The following is a 15,094-nucleotide window of genomic DNA, read 5'->3' on the forward strand; positions in this document are numbered from 1 at the left end:
AATAAGCCGAGCAGCCCTCACGCAGGTTCTTTCACGAGACAGATCATGCTGCCACCGCTCAATCGAATCGTCGCGAGCCTCGACAACCGCTCCCCCTTTTTGGGCGCAAAGGCGCTCGAGCGTCTGCGAGGCCGCCCGTACCGCGCCCGGCTTGGTGCGAACGAATCGCTGTTCGGCGTCTGCGATGCCGTCAAGCAGGCGTGGGAGAAAAGTCTCGCAGAATCCAGCTACTACAACGACCCCACACACTACGATCTGCGAACCACCATCGCCGAAAGCTGGCAAATCGGCATCGATCGTATTTCGGTAGCCGAAGGAATCGACAGCCTGCTCGAACTGCTATTCAGAGCCTACATCGAACCCGGTGACTGCGTCGTCACCTCACTCGGCGCATATCCCACCTTCGATTACCACGCCGCCGGCTTCGGTGCCCGACTGATCCAGCAACCGTATCTTCCTAATTACGTCAACGATCTCGACGGCATCCAAGCACTCGCCTGGCGTCACCGTCCCAAGCTGATTTATCTCGCCAATCCGGACAATCCGACTGGCTCCTTTTTCGACGCGAACGCTCTGCTGAGCTGGATTGATCACATGCCAGGCGATTGTCTGGTCGTTCTCGATGAAGCCTATGCCGAATTCGCTCCTATTGAAACGTTGCTGCCGCGCGCACTCGAGCGCCCCAATCTGGTTCGCCTGCGCACGTTTTCCAAAGCTTACGGGCTCGCGGGCGCAAGAGTCGGCTATTTGATCGGCCGCCCCGAGCTGGTACAAGCGCTCGATTCGATTCGGTTGCACTTCGGCGTCGCCAAAGCATCGCAAGAAGCCGCGCTCGCTGCATATCGAGATACGGTGTTCGTCGACCATGTCGTATCCGAAACGATTCAAGCCAATCGACATTATTATGAGATAGCCGCTCAAATCGGCGTTCCCACGCTATCTTCAACGGCTAATTTCGTCGCCTTCGATTTCGGTACGCCGGAAAATGCGCTTTACTTCGCGAACTGGCTCGAAAATCACGACATCTTTGTCAGACGGCCGCCCGTTGGCCATTTGAATCAGCTGATTCGCGTGACGGCCGCGCCGCTGGAGACACGCCGCTATTTTCAGGACGTGATCCTGGACGGCATGCGAAACCGCCCCGCTGCTTGCGCACTCAGGGAAAGCTCCTGAAAAATTCGCCCGGTTCAGCCAAGGTTTAATATGGCCAATTAATGCTGCCAAAATTCATTTTTCTTTTTTTTGATGCCGTAACTTGCTACGCTGTAATAGCCAACCCCGATCTCAGTCGCGAGGAGCAATCCTTAAGGTTTGCTGACGAATTTCGGGAAATTGCCATAACTGGCATGCATTCAAGAAATAGATTTCGAGAATCCGGCCATGGCCCGCCTTCCCCCTTTCAAATCGATCGAAGCGTTTGTCGTGGCTGCCCAGTCGCTCAGTTTCACGACGACGGCCTCCGTCCTGCACATCACCGTACCCGCTGTCAGCAGGCGAATCCAGGCACTCGAAGTTGAACTCGGCATTTCACTATTTCAGCGCGAACACCGCTCGCTCGAATTGACCGAGGCCGGACGCGAATATGCGCAGCGCCTGACCCCTGCGATCGAGGCAATACGCGTTGCTTGCGAAGGCGTGCGCGTCGCCCCTCGCAAGAGCAGCCTCAGGATCAGCGTGCGCCCGGCATTTGCGATTTCGTGGCTATTTCCGAGGCTGCATCGGTTTGCTGAGCGCCACGGCAACATTGGCTTGGAATTCGAAACGTCTACGCAAGAACTCGATGCTGTCAGCGACAATTTCGACATTGCAATCCGGCTCGGCGACGGTCAATGGAGTTCGCTCGAAGCCACGCCGCTGATGAATGTCGCGATGTTCCCGGTATCCAGCATGCAATATGCATACAAGCATCTGCATGCGCGAAGCCCGGTCGACATTTTGTCCGGGAAATTGCTCTGCTGCCGGCATTTGGACGGCATTTGGTCCAGTTGGGCGGAAGCGTTCGGCATTGTCGAACACGATGACGATGCCCGCGAGTCGACGCTATTCCTGCACGATCTCTCGCTCGTCTACGAGGCCGCTACGAACGGGCTCGGCATCGCGCCCGGCTTCGATGTCCTGATCGATCCATATATCAGAAACGGAAAGCTGATCCGCTTGACGGAACGGCCTTTCATTCCCGATTGCAAATTCTACGCACTGGTTCGCCCAAAGGATCGCGATCGAATACAAGTCCAGACCTTTATCCACTGGCTGCTCGATGAAGCGCGTGCGCTCAATCGCGACTCCATTGCATTCGAATTAACCGATCTCTCACAAAACTCAATTGTTGCGAGCCCAAGCGCGCGCTAATCTGCTCGAACCGAGATGTGTCGCCTCATTCGATAAATTTCGGCATCCAAAATTTTTTGTCGAGAATTTCATGGTCGATTGGAGCACGTCATGTCATTAGTCATCGATGAGACTTTCAAGGAATCACACGCTGTTCCCGGACGCCGGCTGGCCATCGACGCGCCCTTTCTCCACCGCTTGCAACGCCGGCATTTCATCTTGTTCGACGTTCTTCCGCTATTCGGCACGATAGCGGCCATTGTGCTCGCTTTTTATCGGCCGGTTACCTGGGTCGATATCGCGCTGTTCATGGTCATGTGGCTTTTGACCGGACTCGGCATTTCCGCGGGCTATCACCGGCTCTTCACGCACCGTTCGTACAAAACCGTGACCGCAGTGCGCGTCGCCTTGGCGATCTTCGGTTGCATGGCAGGGCAAGGCGCCGTGATTTCGTGGGTAGCGATGCACCGCCGGCATCACGAGCGCGCCGATCGAGACGGCGACATGCATTCGCCGAATCTGCACGGCACATCGGTCATGCAGCGCATTCGCGGATTCATTCATGCGCACTATACATGGATGATCAAGCACGAATATCCGAATGTCGCGCATTACACGCCCGATTTGCTGCGCGACCGCGCGATCGTCAAGACCGGCCGGCTCTACAGCTGGTGGATCCTGCTGGGTCTAGCGATTCCGGCCGCCATCGGCGGCCTCGTCACGCAAAGCTGGTATGGCGCGCTCACCGGCCTGCTGTGGGGTGGCGTAGTGCGCATGTTCGTCGTCGGCCACTCGATGTGGGCGCTCAATTCGGTGCTTCACACCATAGGCGCGCGCCCCTACCGGTTACGCGAAAATCCGAACGACAACAGCCGCAACAATTGGGTATTGGGTCTGCTCGCCTGGGGAGAAGGCTGGCACAACAATCACCATGCGTTCCCGTTCTCCGCATCGTTCGGCCTTGCATGGTATCGCGCCGATATTGCGTACTGGTTCATCGCAATGCTCAAGGCGCTCGGCCTTGCATGGGACGTCAAACTGCCGACCCCGGAAAGCATGGCAAAGCGAACCGCCGAAGCGATTCAAACCTGATTTGCGCCGCTTCATCCGAAAGTCGCATCCTCACCCGTCCTATCGACACGGAGGCTTCAACCATGACAACGCCCATACTCAACGATGCATCGTCGATCGAAACATGGTGTGTCGACTTCATCTCGAACACGCTCAATTTATCGAAATCGAAAATCGATCCGACTGTCGCGGTCGATCGATTCGGGCTCGATTCCGCCACTGCCGTGTCGCTGATCATGGAGCTGGAAGAAACGCTGAACGTCGAACTCGCCCCCGAGTTGCTGTTCGAATACCCGACGCTTCGTTCGCTTTCCCAACATTTGGCATCGCGCCTTTCCTCCAAACAGGTGGCCTGACATGAATGCAATCAGCTTACGCGATCGCGAAGGCGAAAAATACGGCGGCTCTCCCGAAGGCATCCGCCACCATTACGACATCGGCAACGACTATTGGCGGCTGATGCTGGGCCCGACTTTTACCTATTCGGCCGCGCTTTTCTCCCGGCCCGACGAGGATATCGACACGGCCCAGAATCGCAAGATCGATTGGCACCTCGTCAGCTCCGGCGCACATGAGGCACGCTCTGTGCTCGAAGTCGGATGCGGATGGGGCACGATCCTTCGGCGCTTGTCGAACATGCCGCATATCGAAAGGGTCGTGGGTCTGACGCTAAGCGATGCGCAAGCCGATCACCTTCGCTCGCTCGAATTGCCGAAAGTAAGCGTGCGCGTCGAAAACTGGGCGGTTCACGAACCGCCCGAGCCCTATGATTCGATCATCTCGATCGGCGCATTCGAGCACTTCGCCAAGCACGAGGAAACCGAATCCGAAAAACTGAGCGTCTACCGTGATTTCTTCGAGCGCTGCCGCCGCTGGCTGACGCCGAACGGGCGAATGTCGCTGCAAACCATCGCATACGGCAATATGAAGCGCGAAGAAGCCAGCGACTTCATGAATACGGAAATTTATCCGGACTCCGATCTTCCGTATCTGAACGAAATCGTCAAAGCCGTCGACGGTCTGTTCGAAATCGTCACCGTGCGCAACGATCGGCTCGATTACGCGAGAAGTTACGACGCATGGGCCGCCAATCTGCGCCGGGACCGCGACAAGGCGGTCGCCATGGTCGGCGAAGAGCAGGTGCGGACCTTCGAGCGTTTCTTCAAGCTGGGCTCCGTCGGCTTTCGGATGGGAAAACTCAACCTGCTGCGCTTCACGCTGCGCCCGATCACCGATTCGTGGACGGTGACCGGCAGCGAAATCTGGGGGCCTGCCCGTCTCAAGCTGGCTTGAGCTTGCCCGCAACGCCATGCGTGAACCGGGCATCGGGGCATGGCGTTGCTCATTTCTTTCGGGACGGATGCCATGAGCGAATCATCGCCGTCGCTACGGCACGCGCCCTCCGAGGGCATTGCGCGCGTGCGCCTGCTTTGCTTTGCGCATGCGGGCGCCGGCGCATCGTCATTTAACGGTTGGCCCCAATATCTGCGTCCCGACATACATCTCGTCAAAGCCCAGCTTCCGGGACGAGAGGACAATAACGCGACGCCTCCCTTCACCGAGATCGAACCGTTGATCGCGCATCTGCTGCCGCAGCTCGACCCCCTGCTTGATCGGCCCCTCGCGATCTATGGGCACAGCATGGGCGCGCTTGTCGCATTCGAGATCACGCGCGCGCTGCGCCGCCATCGCAACGTGCAGCCGGTGGCGCTATTCGTCTCCGGACGCCGCGCGCCGCACAAGCCGCTTCGTCATCCGTTCCTTCACCGGCTCTGCGACGCCGACCTGGTTGCGCACCTTCGAAACATGGGGGGCACATCGGCCGACCTGCTGGATAAACCCAAGTGGCGAGACCGATTTCTGCCGACAATGCGCGCCGATCTCCAGCTATCGGACATCTACGACTATCGTGACGAACCCAGGCTTGCATGCCCGCTCTATGCATTCCTCGGCGAAGAGGACCACGAAATGTATCGTGAGGACTGGGAATCCTGGATCGATCAGGCCGACGGCCATTTCGAGCGCGCGCTGCTTCCGGGGGGCCATATTTTCTCGCTTCCGGTGCAAGCATTGCTCGTCGCGCGCATCGCGGAAATCCTGGATTCGCTGCCGTTGCGCGTCGGCCAGCCGCCCATGATGCCAACGCCCGCCGGACCCATTCGCGCATTGGACAACGCGAGCATGACATCATGAGCCATCTGATGAGAGCCGCCGTTGCCGAACAATTCAATCAGCCTCTGTCCATCTGCGACGTTCCGATTCCGTCGCCCGCCCCGGATCAGGTGCTCGTCAGGCTGGCCGCAAGCGGTGTGTGCCACACCGATATCCATGCCGTTCGCGCGGAATGGCCGCTCAAACCCCGCTTGCCGCTCATTCCAGGACACGAGGCCGTCGGCTTTATCTCGGCGTGCGGAGAAAACGTCAAACATCTGCGCGAAGGCGACCGGGTCGGCGTCTTCTGGCTGAACAGCGCCTGCGGCATTTGCGAATTCTGCACCAGCAAACGCGAGACGCTCTGCCTGAAACAGAAAAATACCGGCTACTCTCTGAACGGCACATTCGCCGAATACTGCGTCGTTTCGGGCGATTACGCCGTGCCTCTGCCGCAAGGCGACCCGTACAAACTGGCGCCGATCATGTGCGCCGGTGTGACGACTTATAAAGGAATCAAGGAAACCGGCGTCAAGCCGGGAGAATGGATCGCCATTTCCGGTGTCGGCGGTATCGGGCATCTTGCCGTTCAATACGCGAAAGCATTAGGACTTCAAGTCGTGGCGCTGGATATCGACGACGACCGCCTGCGGCTTGCGACTCAGCTCGGCGCGGACATCGTCGTCAATGCGCAAACCGAATTTCCCGTCAGCCGGGTGACTCGCGTGACGGGCGGCGTGCATGGCGCGCTCATTACCGCCGTCTCGCCGAAAGCATTCGAGCAGGGCCTCGGCATGTTGCGCCGTGGCGGCACGTGCGTATTGGTGGGTATTCCGCCGGGCAGCTTTGCGCTGTCGATCTTCGATACCGTTGTGAAAGGATTGACAACACGCGGTTCGATTATCGGCAGTCGCCAGGATTTGAAAGAAGCGCTCGAATTCGTTTCATCCGGATCGGTATCGGCGCAAATCGAGGTACGTCCGCTGAATATGGTTAACCAGGCAATTGATGCTATTCTTCAACGGCAAATACGAGGGCGAATCGTGTTAGACCTTAATTAGCGCCGTAAAGGCGCAAACGTTCGAGAGGGCTGTTTGATGACGACGCTGCGCCGACAAATTTCGCTCTCGAGCGGCATCGCGCTCGCGGTGGGCATGGTGATCGGCTCCGGTTTGTTCGGACTGCCCGGCCTCGCGCTTCAAATCAGTTCCCCCCAAACCGCGGCGTGGGGATGGCTGATCTGCACGCTGGCATGCGTGCCCCTGATCTGGATTTTCGCGGTTCTGGGCGCGCGCTTCGCATCCGCCGCCGGCATTTCACGCTATGTAGAGGCCGCACTCGGTCAACGCGCTGAATATGGGGTCACGGCCGTGCTTTGCGGCACGTTTCCGCTTTCCGTGCCGGCGTTGGCGATGATCGGCGGAAGTTACGCGCTCACCGCGTTCGGCATCGAACCGGGAAGGCTTCTCGTCGTGTCGGCGCTGTTCCTGCTGACCGCCGTGCTATTCAATCTGAGCGGCGTGCGGACCACCACGCTGATCAACAAGGTATCACTACTGCTGATCGTCGCGACCGTCCTCATCCTTGCCGCGCTGCGCCTACCCGATCTGATTACCGGAGGCCGGCTATGGACAGCCCCCGATTTCACCGCGATGCATCCGGCATCGCTCTGGAAGGTGACGGTATTGATTTTCTGGGCCTATCTGGGCTGGGAAAACATGTCGTTCGGCCTGGAAGAATTCAAGAATCCGAATAAAACGATCAAGCAGGTTTATTTCCTGAGCTTCGTGACCGTCGTTGTCCTCTACTTCGCGCTTGCCGCAACGATGAACGGCGCGTCGATTCATGACCCGCACGTCAATGTCACGCAGGGCATCGCCCACCTCGTGCCGGCCCAATGGCGGCAGCTTTTCTCGATCGCGACACTCGTCATCATTCTGGCAAATGCGAACGCGTGGGTATTTGGCGCGAGCCGCCTGTTCTATTCGGCGGGCCGCAACGGCCTGCTGCCCGACACATTCGGCAAACTGGATCACCGGGGCATACCGCGCAATGCACTCCTGCTGCTCGCCGGCTGCTTCGCGGCCGTGTTGATCGCATCGGCAATCTTCCACCTCAAGATCGAAGATCTCGTTTTGATCGCCAACCAGAATTTCCTCGTGCTCTATGTCGCATGTCTCTATTGCTTCTGGAAAATAGAGACGGGGCCCAGCCGCTGGCCGCTGATGGTACTCGGCTCGATATCGTGCGCCTTCCTGCTCGCGGGCTTCAGCTACAGAATGCTGTATCCGATCGCGCTGCTCATCGCCGGCATGCTGTATCAGCAATACCGTGCGAAACGTCCGGGCTTGTCGGTTTGAGCAATGCCGATCACTGCCCCGCGTCAGCGAATCGAGATACGTTTCGTCGTGCGGCCCCGCGCACTGGCAAACCGACGATGTGCAAGCACAACAGGCAGGCATCGGCCCGCGAGCTTCCCGTAACGCCCCAATGCCCAACTCTGCACTGGGGTGCTCGTCAAAAGCGCCTTGTTCAGCCGACGTCCGCCGCCCCCTGCCGCGCCCATTCGCCTCGATCCACGCCGCCACGCGCCAGCACAGGCTCAAGCGCGCGCCCCGTATGGCTCGCGCTCACCTTCACGAGCCCTTCCGGATGCGCCGCCGCCACGACTGCGCCGCCCCCCACGCCGCCCTCCGGGCCGAGGTCGATCACCCAGTCCGCTTCCGCGATCACGTCGAGGTCGTGCTCGATCACGACGACACTATGCCCCGCATCCACGAGCCGGTGCAACACGCGAATCAGCTTCGCGACGTCCGCCATGTGCAGCCCCACGGTCGGCTCATCGAGCACGTAAAGCGTATGCGGCGCCGTCTGGCCGCGCCGTGTGATGTCGTCGCGCACCTTGCTGAGTTCGGTGACGAGCTTGATACGTTGCGCCTCGCCGCCGGACAAGGTCGGCGAAGGCTGGCCGAGCGTCAGATAACCCAGGCCGACGTCCTTCATCAGTTGCAACGGGTGCGCGATATTCGAAATCGCCGCGAAAAACTCCACCGCTTCGTCAATCTCCATCGTCAGCACGTCGCCGATGTTCCTGCCACGCCACGTAACCGCCAGCGTCTGCGGATCGAAGCGCTGCCCGTGGCACACATCGCACGGCACCTTCACATCGGGCAGGAAGCTCATGCCGATCGTGCGCACGCCTTGCCCTTCGCATGCCGGGCAACGTCCTTCTCCGGTGTTGAACGAGAAGCGCGACGCCGTGTAGCCGCGGGCGCGCGCCTCAAGCGTATCCGCGAACAGCCTGCGGATGGCGTCCCAAACGCCGATATAGGTCGCCGGGCATGAGCGCGGCGTTTTGCCAATCGGCGTTTGATCGACTTCGAGCACTCGGTCGATGGACTGCCAGCCGCTGATCGACTCGCAGCCCTGCCACACATGCGTGACATTGAACGACGGCTTGGGCGCGCTGCGCGCCAGCACGCTCGCGCGGCGCCCCGCCGTCTGCGTCGCGCGCGGCGTGTCGCGCTGCGCGGCGTTGCGCGCGCGGCGCGTGGCCGGCGACGACAGCACCGATCGACCCACCGCATCGAGCAGGTTGGCCATCAACACGTCGCGCGCGAGCGTCGACTTGCCCGACCCGCTCACGCCCGTCACCGCGACGAGCCTCGCAAGCGGAATGTCGACCGTGACGCCGCGCAGGTTATGCAGTTTGCCCCCGTGCACCGTCAGCCAATTCTCAGGCACCGCCACGCCGTTCTTCGCGCCCGGCGGATTCACGTTGCGGCGCGGCTGCAGCGGATGCACGATCGGTTGCGCGAGAAAGCGCCCCGTCACGGATTCGGGCTGCGCGGACAAGTCCGCCACCCCGCCCTGTGCGACCAGTCTGCCGCCGCGCTTGCCAGCGCTCGGACCAATATCGATGATGTGATCCGCGCGGCGGATCGTGTCTTCGTCATGTTCGACGACGACGAGCGTATTGCCTTTGTCGCCAAGTTTGCGCAGTGCATTCAGCAGAATCTGGTTGTCGCGCGGATGCAGGCCGATCGTCGGCTCGTCGAGCACGTAGCACACACCCTGCAGATTGCTGCCGAGTTGCGCCGCGAGCCGGATGCGCTGCGCTTCGCCGCCAGACAGGCTCGGCGCCGCGCGATCGAGGCTGAGGTAGCCAAGCCCAACTTCCTCGAGAAACGCGAGACGGCTGCCGATCTCGCTGACGATATCGCGTGCGATCTGCGCATCGCGGCCGGTGAGTTGCAAGCCATCGATCCAGTGGCGCGTATCCGACACGGTCCATTGCGCGACATCGACGATCGGATGACCATCGAAAGTCACCGCGCGCGCGAACGGATTCAGACGCGTGCCACCGCAATCCGGACACGGCTCGTCGCCGACGCCCTCCGGTTCCTGCTCGTCCGAAGGCAGCGTCTGTTCGCGGCCTCGGCCGTCCTCGGCGAACACCGTGTCGTCATAGGCGGCGCGCTGCTCGCGCGTGAGCGCGAGGCCCGTGCCCACGCAGGTCGTACACCAGCCGTGCTTGCTGTTGTACGAGAACATCCGCGGGTCCAGCTCCGGGTAGCTCGTGCCGCACACCGGGCACGCACGCTTGATCGACAGCACTTCCAGCGTGCCGATCCGCGCACTCGACTGACGATGAGCCATCGCCTGTTGCAGGCCATCGAGCGGCGCGAGCAGATGCATCACGCCCTTGCCCAGTTCGAGCGTCTCGTTCAAACGCTGCCGCAGCTCGTCCTCGCGATCCGGCGACACGATGAGATCGGCCACCGGTAGCTCGATCGTATGCTCGCGGAAACGATCGAGCTTCGGCCACGAATCGACGCTCACGAACTCGCCGTCGACGCGCAGATGCGTATTGCCGCGCGCCTTCGCCCACTTCGCGAGGTCCGTATAAACGCCCTTGCGGTTGACGACGAGCGGCGCGAGCAACCCGACGTGCTCGCCGCGATGATCACGCAACAATTGCGCGGTGATCGATTCGACGCTTTGCGACGTCACCGGCGTGCCGTCATGGACGCAGTGCTGAAGGCCGAGCTTCACATACAACAGCCGCAGGAAGTGCCACACTTCGGACGTCGTCGCGACCGTGCTCTTGCGGCCGCCGCGCGACAGCCGCTGCTCGATCGCGACGGTAGGCGCAATGCCGTACACCGCGTCGACTTCCGGACGCCCCGCCGGCTGCACGATCGAGCGCGCGTAAGCGTTCAGCGATTCGAGGTAGCGGCGCTGGCCTTCGTGAAAAAGAATGTCGAATGCGAGCGTCGATTTGCCCGAACCGGATACGCCGGTGATCACGTTGAACCTGCCGTGCGGAATATCGACGTCAAGCGCCTTCAGATTGTGCTCGCGCGCGTTGACGATCCGCACGACGTCCTCGCCTTCGACCTCGCGCCGCGCACGCGCCGCACGCAACGCAGTCTGCAGCGGCATGCCCGCGTCGGCGGGCTGCGCTTGAGCGCCGATCGCGCGCTCGTACTGCAACAGCGCCGCGCCGGTATGCGAGGTAGCACACGCCTTGACCTCATCGGGCGTGCCCGCGCACAGCACGAGGCCGCCGCCATCGCCGCCCTCCGGGCCGAGATCGATCAGCCAGTCGGCCGCGCGGATCACATCGAGATTGTGTTCGATCACGATCAGCGAATGACCCAGCGCAAGCAGCTTGCCGAACGCCTGCATCAGCTTCGCGATATCGTCGAAATGCAGCCCCGTGGTCGGCTCGTCGAACATGAACAGACGTGCGTCGCGCGCCTGCTTCGCAGCGGCACCGCGGGCGCTGCCAGCCTTCGCGGATTCCGCGAGAAAGCCCGCGAGCTTCAACCGTTGTGCTTCGCCGCCCGACAAAGTCGGCACCGGCTGGCCAAGCTTCACGTATTCGAGCCCGACGTCGACGATCGGCTGCAGCACGCGCAACACCTCGGCGTCGGCGGCAAAGCACGCCGCCGCCTCGCTGACGGTCAGATCGAGCACGTCGGCAATACTGAGCGCGCGGCCGCCGCGCTCGATGCGCACCTCGAGAATCTCGGCCCGGTAGCGCCGGCCGTCGCAGTCCGGGCAACGCAAATAGACGTCACTCAGGAACTGCATTTCGATGTGTTCGAAACCGCTGCCGCCGCAGGTCGGGCAGCGGCCGTCGCCCGAGTTGAAGCTGAACGTGCCGGCGCCATAGCCGCGCTGCAACGCGAGCGGCGCCTTCGCGAACAGCTTGCGAATCTCGTCGAACGCGCCGACATAGCTTGCCGGGTTCGAGCGCGTGGTCTTGCCGATCGGCGATTGATCGACAAACACGACATCGCTCACCTGCTCCGCGCCCGTCAAGCGGCGGTACGCGCCCGGCGACTCGGTCGCGCGGCCCAGATGCCGCGCCATCGCCGGATAGAGCACGTCCTGCAACAGCGTCGATTTGCCGGAACCCGATACGCCCGTCACACAGACAAAGCGCTGCAATGGAATCTCGAGCGTGACGTCGCGCAGATTATGCTCGCTCGCGCCTTCGAGCACGATGCGCGGCGTGTTTACATCCACCGCGCGGCGCAACCAGCTCGACGTATCGGTCACGTGCTTGCGGCCGCCGAGATACTCGCCCGTCAGCGTGCGGGCCGAGCGGATCGCGCCAGGCGTGCCGTCGTAGACGATCGTGCCGCCGCGCTCGCCCGGACCGGGCCCCATGTCGATCAACCGGTCGGCCGCGAGCATCACCGACGGGTCATGTTCGACAACGACGAGCGTATTGCCCGCATCGCGCAAGCGCTGCATCGCCTCGACGATCCGGTTCAGATCGCGCGGATGCAGCCCGATGCTCGGCTCGTCGAGCACGAACAGCGTCTTCGTGAGCGAGGTGCCGAGCGCCGTCGTCAGATTGATCCGCTGCACCTCGCCGCCCGACAGCGTGCGGCTCTGCCTATCGAGCGTCAAATAACCCAGCCCCACATCGCACAGATACTTCAGCCGCGTGCGCACTTCGGCAAGCAGCAGCTTCAGCGCATCGTCGAGCAGCGTGCTCGGCAGGGTGATGCCGTCGAAGAAACGGCGAATGCGCTCGATCGGCAACATCATCAGATCGTGCACCGTCAGGCCCGGCAGCGCTTCGAGCTGCGCGCGGGTCCAGTCGACGCCGCGCGGCATGAAACGCTGCGCGCCCGCGAGCACCGCGTCGGCGTTCTCCTTCGTGCCGAGCCGCCAGAGCAGCGACTCCGTCTTCAGGCGCGCGCCGCCGCACACTTCGCATGGCGTGTAACTGCGGTATTTCGACAACAGCACGCGGATATGCATCTTGTACGCTTTCGATTCGAGATAACCGAAGAAGCGCTTGACGCCGTACCATTGGCTCTGCCACTTGCCGCTCCAGTCGGGCGATCCGTTGATCACCCAATCGCGCTCGTCGGGCGTCAGCTCGGCCCACGGCGTATCGCGCCGGATGTTCGCCTTCGCCGCATAGCGCATCAGATCGTCCTGGCATTCCTTCCACGCAGGCGTCTGCATCGGCTTGATCGCGCCGCCGCGCAGCGTTTTGCGCTCGTCGGGAATCACCAGGCCGAGATCGACGCCGATCACGCGGCCAAAGCCACGGCACGCTTCGCACGCGCCGTAGGCCGAATTGAACGAGAACAGCGCCGGCTGCGGGTCCGCATAACGCAAATCGCTGTCCGGATGATGGAGGCCGGTGGAAAACCGCCACACCTCGGGCGCCGGCGCCGCATCGTCCGGATTTTCGGACGGCTGCGCGAGCACATAGACGTTCACCCGCCCGCCGCCGCGCTTCAGGGACGCTTCGATCGCCTCGACGGCGCGCACCTTGTCCACCTGATGCAGACGGAAGCGATCGGCCACCACGTCGAGCACCTTGCGCGGCCCGGTGGGCGACGCGACTTCACGCTGCGCCTGCACCCGCGTATAGCCGCTTGCTGACAGCCATTGCTCGACTTCGTCGGCAGACGCCGTTTCCGGCAATTCGACCGGGAACGTGACCACCAGCCGCGGGTTCCGATCCGCCGTGCGCGCGAGGAGGTCCGCATAAATGGTCTGCGGCGTGTCGTGCCGCACCGGCTGCGCGGTCTTGCGGTCGAACAATTCGGCGGCGCGGGCATAAAGGAGCTTCAAGTGATCGTTGAGCTCGGTCATTGTGCCGACGGTCGAACGCGAGCTGCGCACCGGATTGGTCTGGTCGATCGCAATCGCGGGCGGCACGCCGTCAACGCGGTCCACCTGCGGCCGGTCCATCCGGTCGAGAAACTGCCGCGCATACGCGCTAAAAGTCTCGACATAGCGCCGCTGACCTTCCGCGTACAGGGTATCGAACACGAGACTCGATTTGCCGGAACCCGACGGGCCGGTGACGACCGTCATCTCGCCGGTGCGCAGGTCGAGATCGATATTCTTGAGGTTATGCTGACGCGCTCCACGAATGCGAATCAGATTATTAGCTGACAATTTGCCTGCCCGTCTGAATGAGTTGATCGACGTTCGCCGCGCCGGAAAACCGCGAGACGCCTGAAGGAATAGCGTGCACGCCAAAGTGAAACACCGGCGCGGGTCAATTTCGACGTACACTATACTGTACATTCATACAGCTTTCCATCTCGGCATTCAGGCACTGAGCCGGCACGGCGCTATTTCGTATCCGGTTGCCGCGTCGGCGGCGCGCGCCGATGCCGCACCGCATACACAACGGCAGCACAATCAGGAACGGAATGCCGAAGAGCAGCGTCATGTGGAATGCGGGCGTGAAGCAGATTGTCACCATCACCGCGAACATCAACGCCGCACCGAGCAGCGTCAGCCACAAAGGCCGCGCACCCGAAATGCGGGCGCCGGCAGGCCAAGCGCCACATGCCGGCACCGCGCCACGAAAATCATCATCCAAGTAAAAACGCACCGAACATCGACACCGATCATCATGATCGTGAACGATGCATTCGGATGCGGTCGCGTGAATGGCTGGAGAAGCAACGTGAAGTGGCGGCTTTGCTCCGGTCCTGCCGTGACCGGCTGAAGCGGGTGTAACGCCTCGTCGGCGTGCTATGGTTGCTCACCAACTACTAGACGGGCTGACTCATGGCGCGGGGATGGCTTTACGGGTTGATGGCGCTTTCGCTTCAGGGATGCGCCACCTATAACTTCGACCTGATGCCACGCACGCAGGGGCCGATGGCCCACGGCGTGGCAAAACAGATAGACAAATCAGTCACCATCACCCTTGGTGACGAAACCTACTCAGGCCACTTCGCCTATGTTGAAGGGGGCTCATTTTCGCTTGGCACCGCCTTCAGCGGGACACCTGTTGCAACCGGCTCGGCCGTGGGCATTAGCTGTATTAGCCGGGACTTGATCTGACAGGTAGTCGGGCCGACAAAGTACGAGTCGTCAATGGGGGATGAGTTTCTCCTTGGCGAGATCGAGCGAATCGAGGAAAGTGCGCATCGGCGTCTTGCCGTAACACCAGCGCCCCTGATGCTCTCGTTCATTGTTGTACTGGTCGAGCCACGCATCAAGGTCCGTCTGCAAGGTGGCGATCGAGTCGTAGATCTTCTAC

At 61.5% G+C, this 15,094-nt stretch carries 11 protein-coding genes and 1 pseudogene; 9 read left to right on the forward strand and 3 right to left on the reverse strand.

Annotated elements, in window-relative coordinates; genetic code table 11:
* Positions 1-45: 45 nt before the first annotated feature.
* From WS68_RS07265 to WS68_RS07300, 8 genes are all read left to right on the forward strand, one after another.
* Entirely contained in the window at positions 46-1,173 is a 1,128-nt protein-coding gene (locus WS68_RS07265) for an aminotransferase class I/II-fold pyridoxal phosphate-dependent enzyme (protein ID WP_059570153.1), read from the forward strand.
* 207 nt (positions 1,174-1,380) lie between these two features.
* Positions 1,381-2,349 carry a LysR substrate-binding domain-containing protein gene (locus WS68_RS07270; RefSeq protein WP_059570154.1) on the forward strand — a complete coding sequence of 323 codons (969 nt, stop codon included), beginning with the start codon at positions 1,381-1,383 and terminating at the stop codon, positions 2,347-2,349.
* A gap of 198 nt (positions 2,350-2,547) precedes the next feature.
* Entirely contained in the window at positions 2,548-3,420 is an 873-nt protein-coding gene (locus WS68_RS07275; RefSeq protein ID WP_197419550.1) for an acyl-CoA desaturase, read from the forward strand.
* A gap of 62 nt (positions 3,421-3,482) precedes the next feature.
* Positions 3,483-3,755 (forward strand): acyl carrier protein, encoded by a 273-nt coding sequence (locus WS68_RS07280; protein WP_059570156.1) that lies wholly within the window; start codon positions 3,483-3,485, stop codon positions 3,753-3,755.
* A 1-nt stretch (position 3,756) separates the two neighbouring features.
* The gene (locus WS68_RS07285) at positions 3,757-4,692 is read left to right on the forward strand and encodes an SAM-dependent methyltransferase (RefSeq protein ID WP_059570157.1); all 936 of its coding nucleotides are present in this window, start codon (positions 3,757-3,759) and stop codon (positions 4,690-4,692) included.
* Positions 4,693-4,731: 39 nt separating this feature from the next.
* Entirely contained in the window at positions 4,732-5,592 is an 861-nt protein-coding gene (locus WS68_RS07290) for a thioesterase II family protein (RefSeq protein ID WP_059570158.1), read from the forward strand.
* Positions 5,589-6,611, forward strand: coding sequence for a zinc-dependent alcohol dehydrogenase (locus tag WS68_RS07295; protein ID WP_082709862.1), 1,023 nt, complete (start codon positions 5,589-5,591; stop codon positions 6,609-6,611). Before WS68_RS07290 ends, WS68_RS07295 begins: the two co-directional genes overlap by 4 nt.
* Before the next feature lie 36 nt (positions 6,612-6,647).
* Positions 6,648-7,910 (forward strand): APC family permease, encoded by a 1,263-nt coding sequence (locus tag WS68_RS07300; RefSeq protein ID WP_059570160.1) that lies wholly within the window; start codon positions 6,648-6,650, stop codon positions 7,908-7,910.
* 172 nt (positions 7,911-8,082) lie between these two features.
* On the opposite strand, the gene uvrA is transcribed toward WS68_RS07300, so the two are convergent.
* Both uvrA and WS68_RS07310 read right to left on the reverse strand, forming a co-directional pair.
* A complete protein-coding gene (gene uvrA, locus WS68_RS07305) occupies positions 8,083-13,992 on the reverse strand; it encodes an excinuclease ABC subunit UvrA (RefSeq protein ID WP_059570167.1) in 5,910 nt (1,969 codons plus the stop codon).
* Between the two features lie 103 nt (positions 13,993-14,095).
* Entirely contained in the window at positions 14,096-14,437 is a 342-nt protein-coding gene (locus WS68_RS07310) for a hypothetical protein (RefSeq protein ID WP_156429387.1), read from the reverse strand.
* Between the two features lie 203 nt (positions 14,438-14,640).
* Here WS68_RS07310 and WS68_RS07315 point away from each other — a divergent pair, with 203 nt between their 5' ends.
* Positions 14,641-14,895, forward strand: coding sequence for a hypothetical protein (locus tag WS68_RS07315; RefSeq protein ID WP_231752966.1), 255 nt, complete (start codon positions 14,641-14,643; stop codon positions 14,893-14,895).
* Positions 14,896-14,925: 30 nt separating this feature from the next.
* Here WS68_RS07315 and WS68_RS27335 read toward each other — a convergent pair.
* Positions 14,926-15,090: pseudogene (locus tag WS68_RS27335) on the reverse strand (IS481 family transposase); the annotation flags it as partial.
* Positions 15,091-15,094 lie beyond the last annotated feature (4 nt).

Source organism: Burkholderia sp. TSV86, from assembly GCF_001522865.1.
GTDB lineage: Bacteria > Pseudomonadota > Gammaproteobacteria > Burkholderiales > Burkholderiaceae > Burkholderia.

Bases quoted from the DNA above. Each gene is read 5' to 3' on its own strand.
- WS68_RS07265 (WP_059570153.1), top strand. From the start codon at position 46: ATGCTGCCACCGCTCAATCGAATCGTCGCGAGCCTCGACAACCGCTCC.
- WS68_RS07270 (WP_059570154.1), top strand. From the start codon at position 1,381: ATGGCCCGCCTTCCCCCTTTCAAATCGATCGAAGCGTTTGTCGTGGCT.
- WS68_RS07280 (WP_059570156.1), top strand. From the start codon at position 3,483: ATGACAACGCCCATACTCAACGATGCATCGTCGATCGAAACATGGTGT.
- WS68_RS07285 (WP_059570157.1), top strand. From the start codon at position 3,757: ATGAATGCAATCAGCTTACGCGATCGCGAAGGCGAAAAATACGGCGGC.
- WS68_RS07290 (WP_059570158.1), top strand. From the start codon at position 4,732: ATGGCGTTGCTCATTTCTTTCGGGACGGATGCCATGAGCGAATCATCG.
- WS68_RS07295 (WP_082709862.1), top strand. From the start codon at position 5,589: ATGAGCCATCTGATGAGAGCCGCCGTTGCCGAACAATTCAATCAGCCT.
- WS68_RS07300 (WP_059570160.1), top strand. From the start codon at position 6,648: ATGACGACGCTGCGCCGACAAATTTCGCTCTCGAGCGGCATCGCGCTC.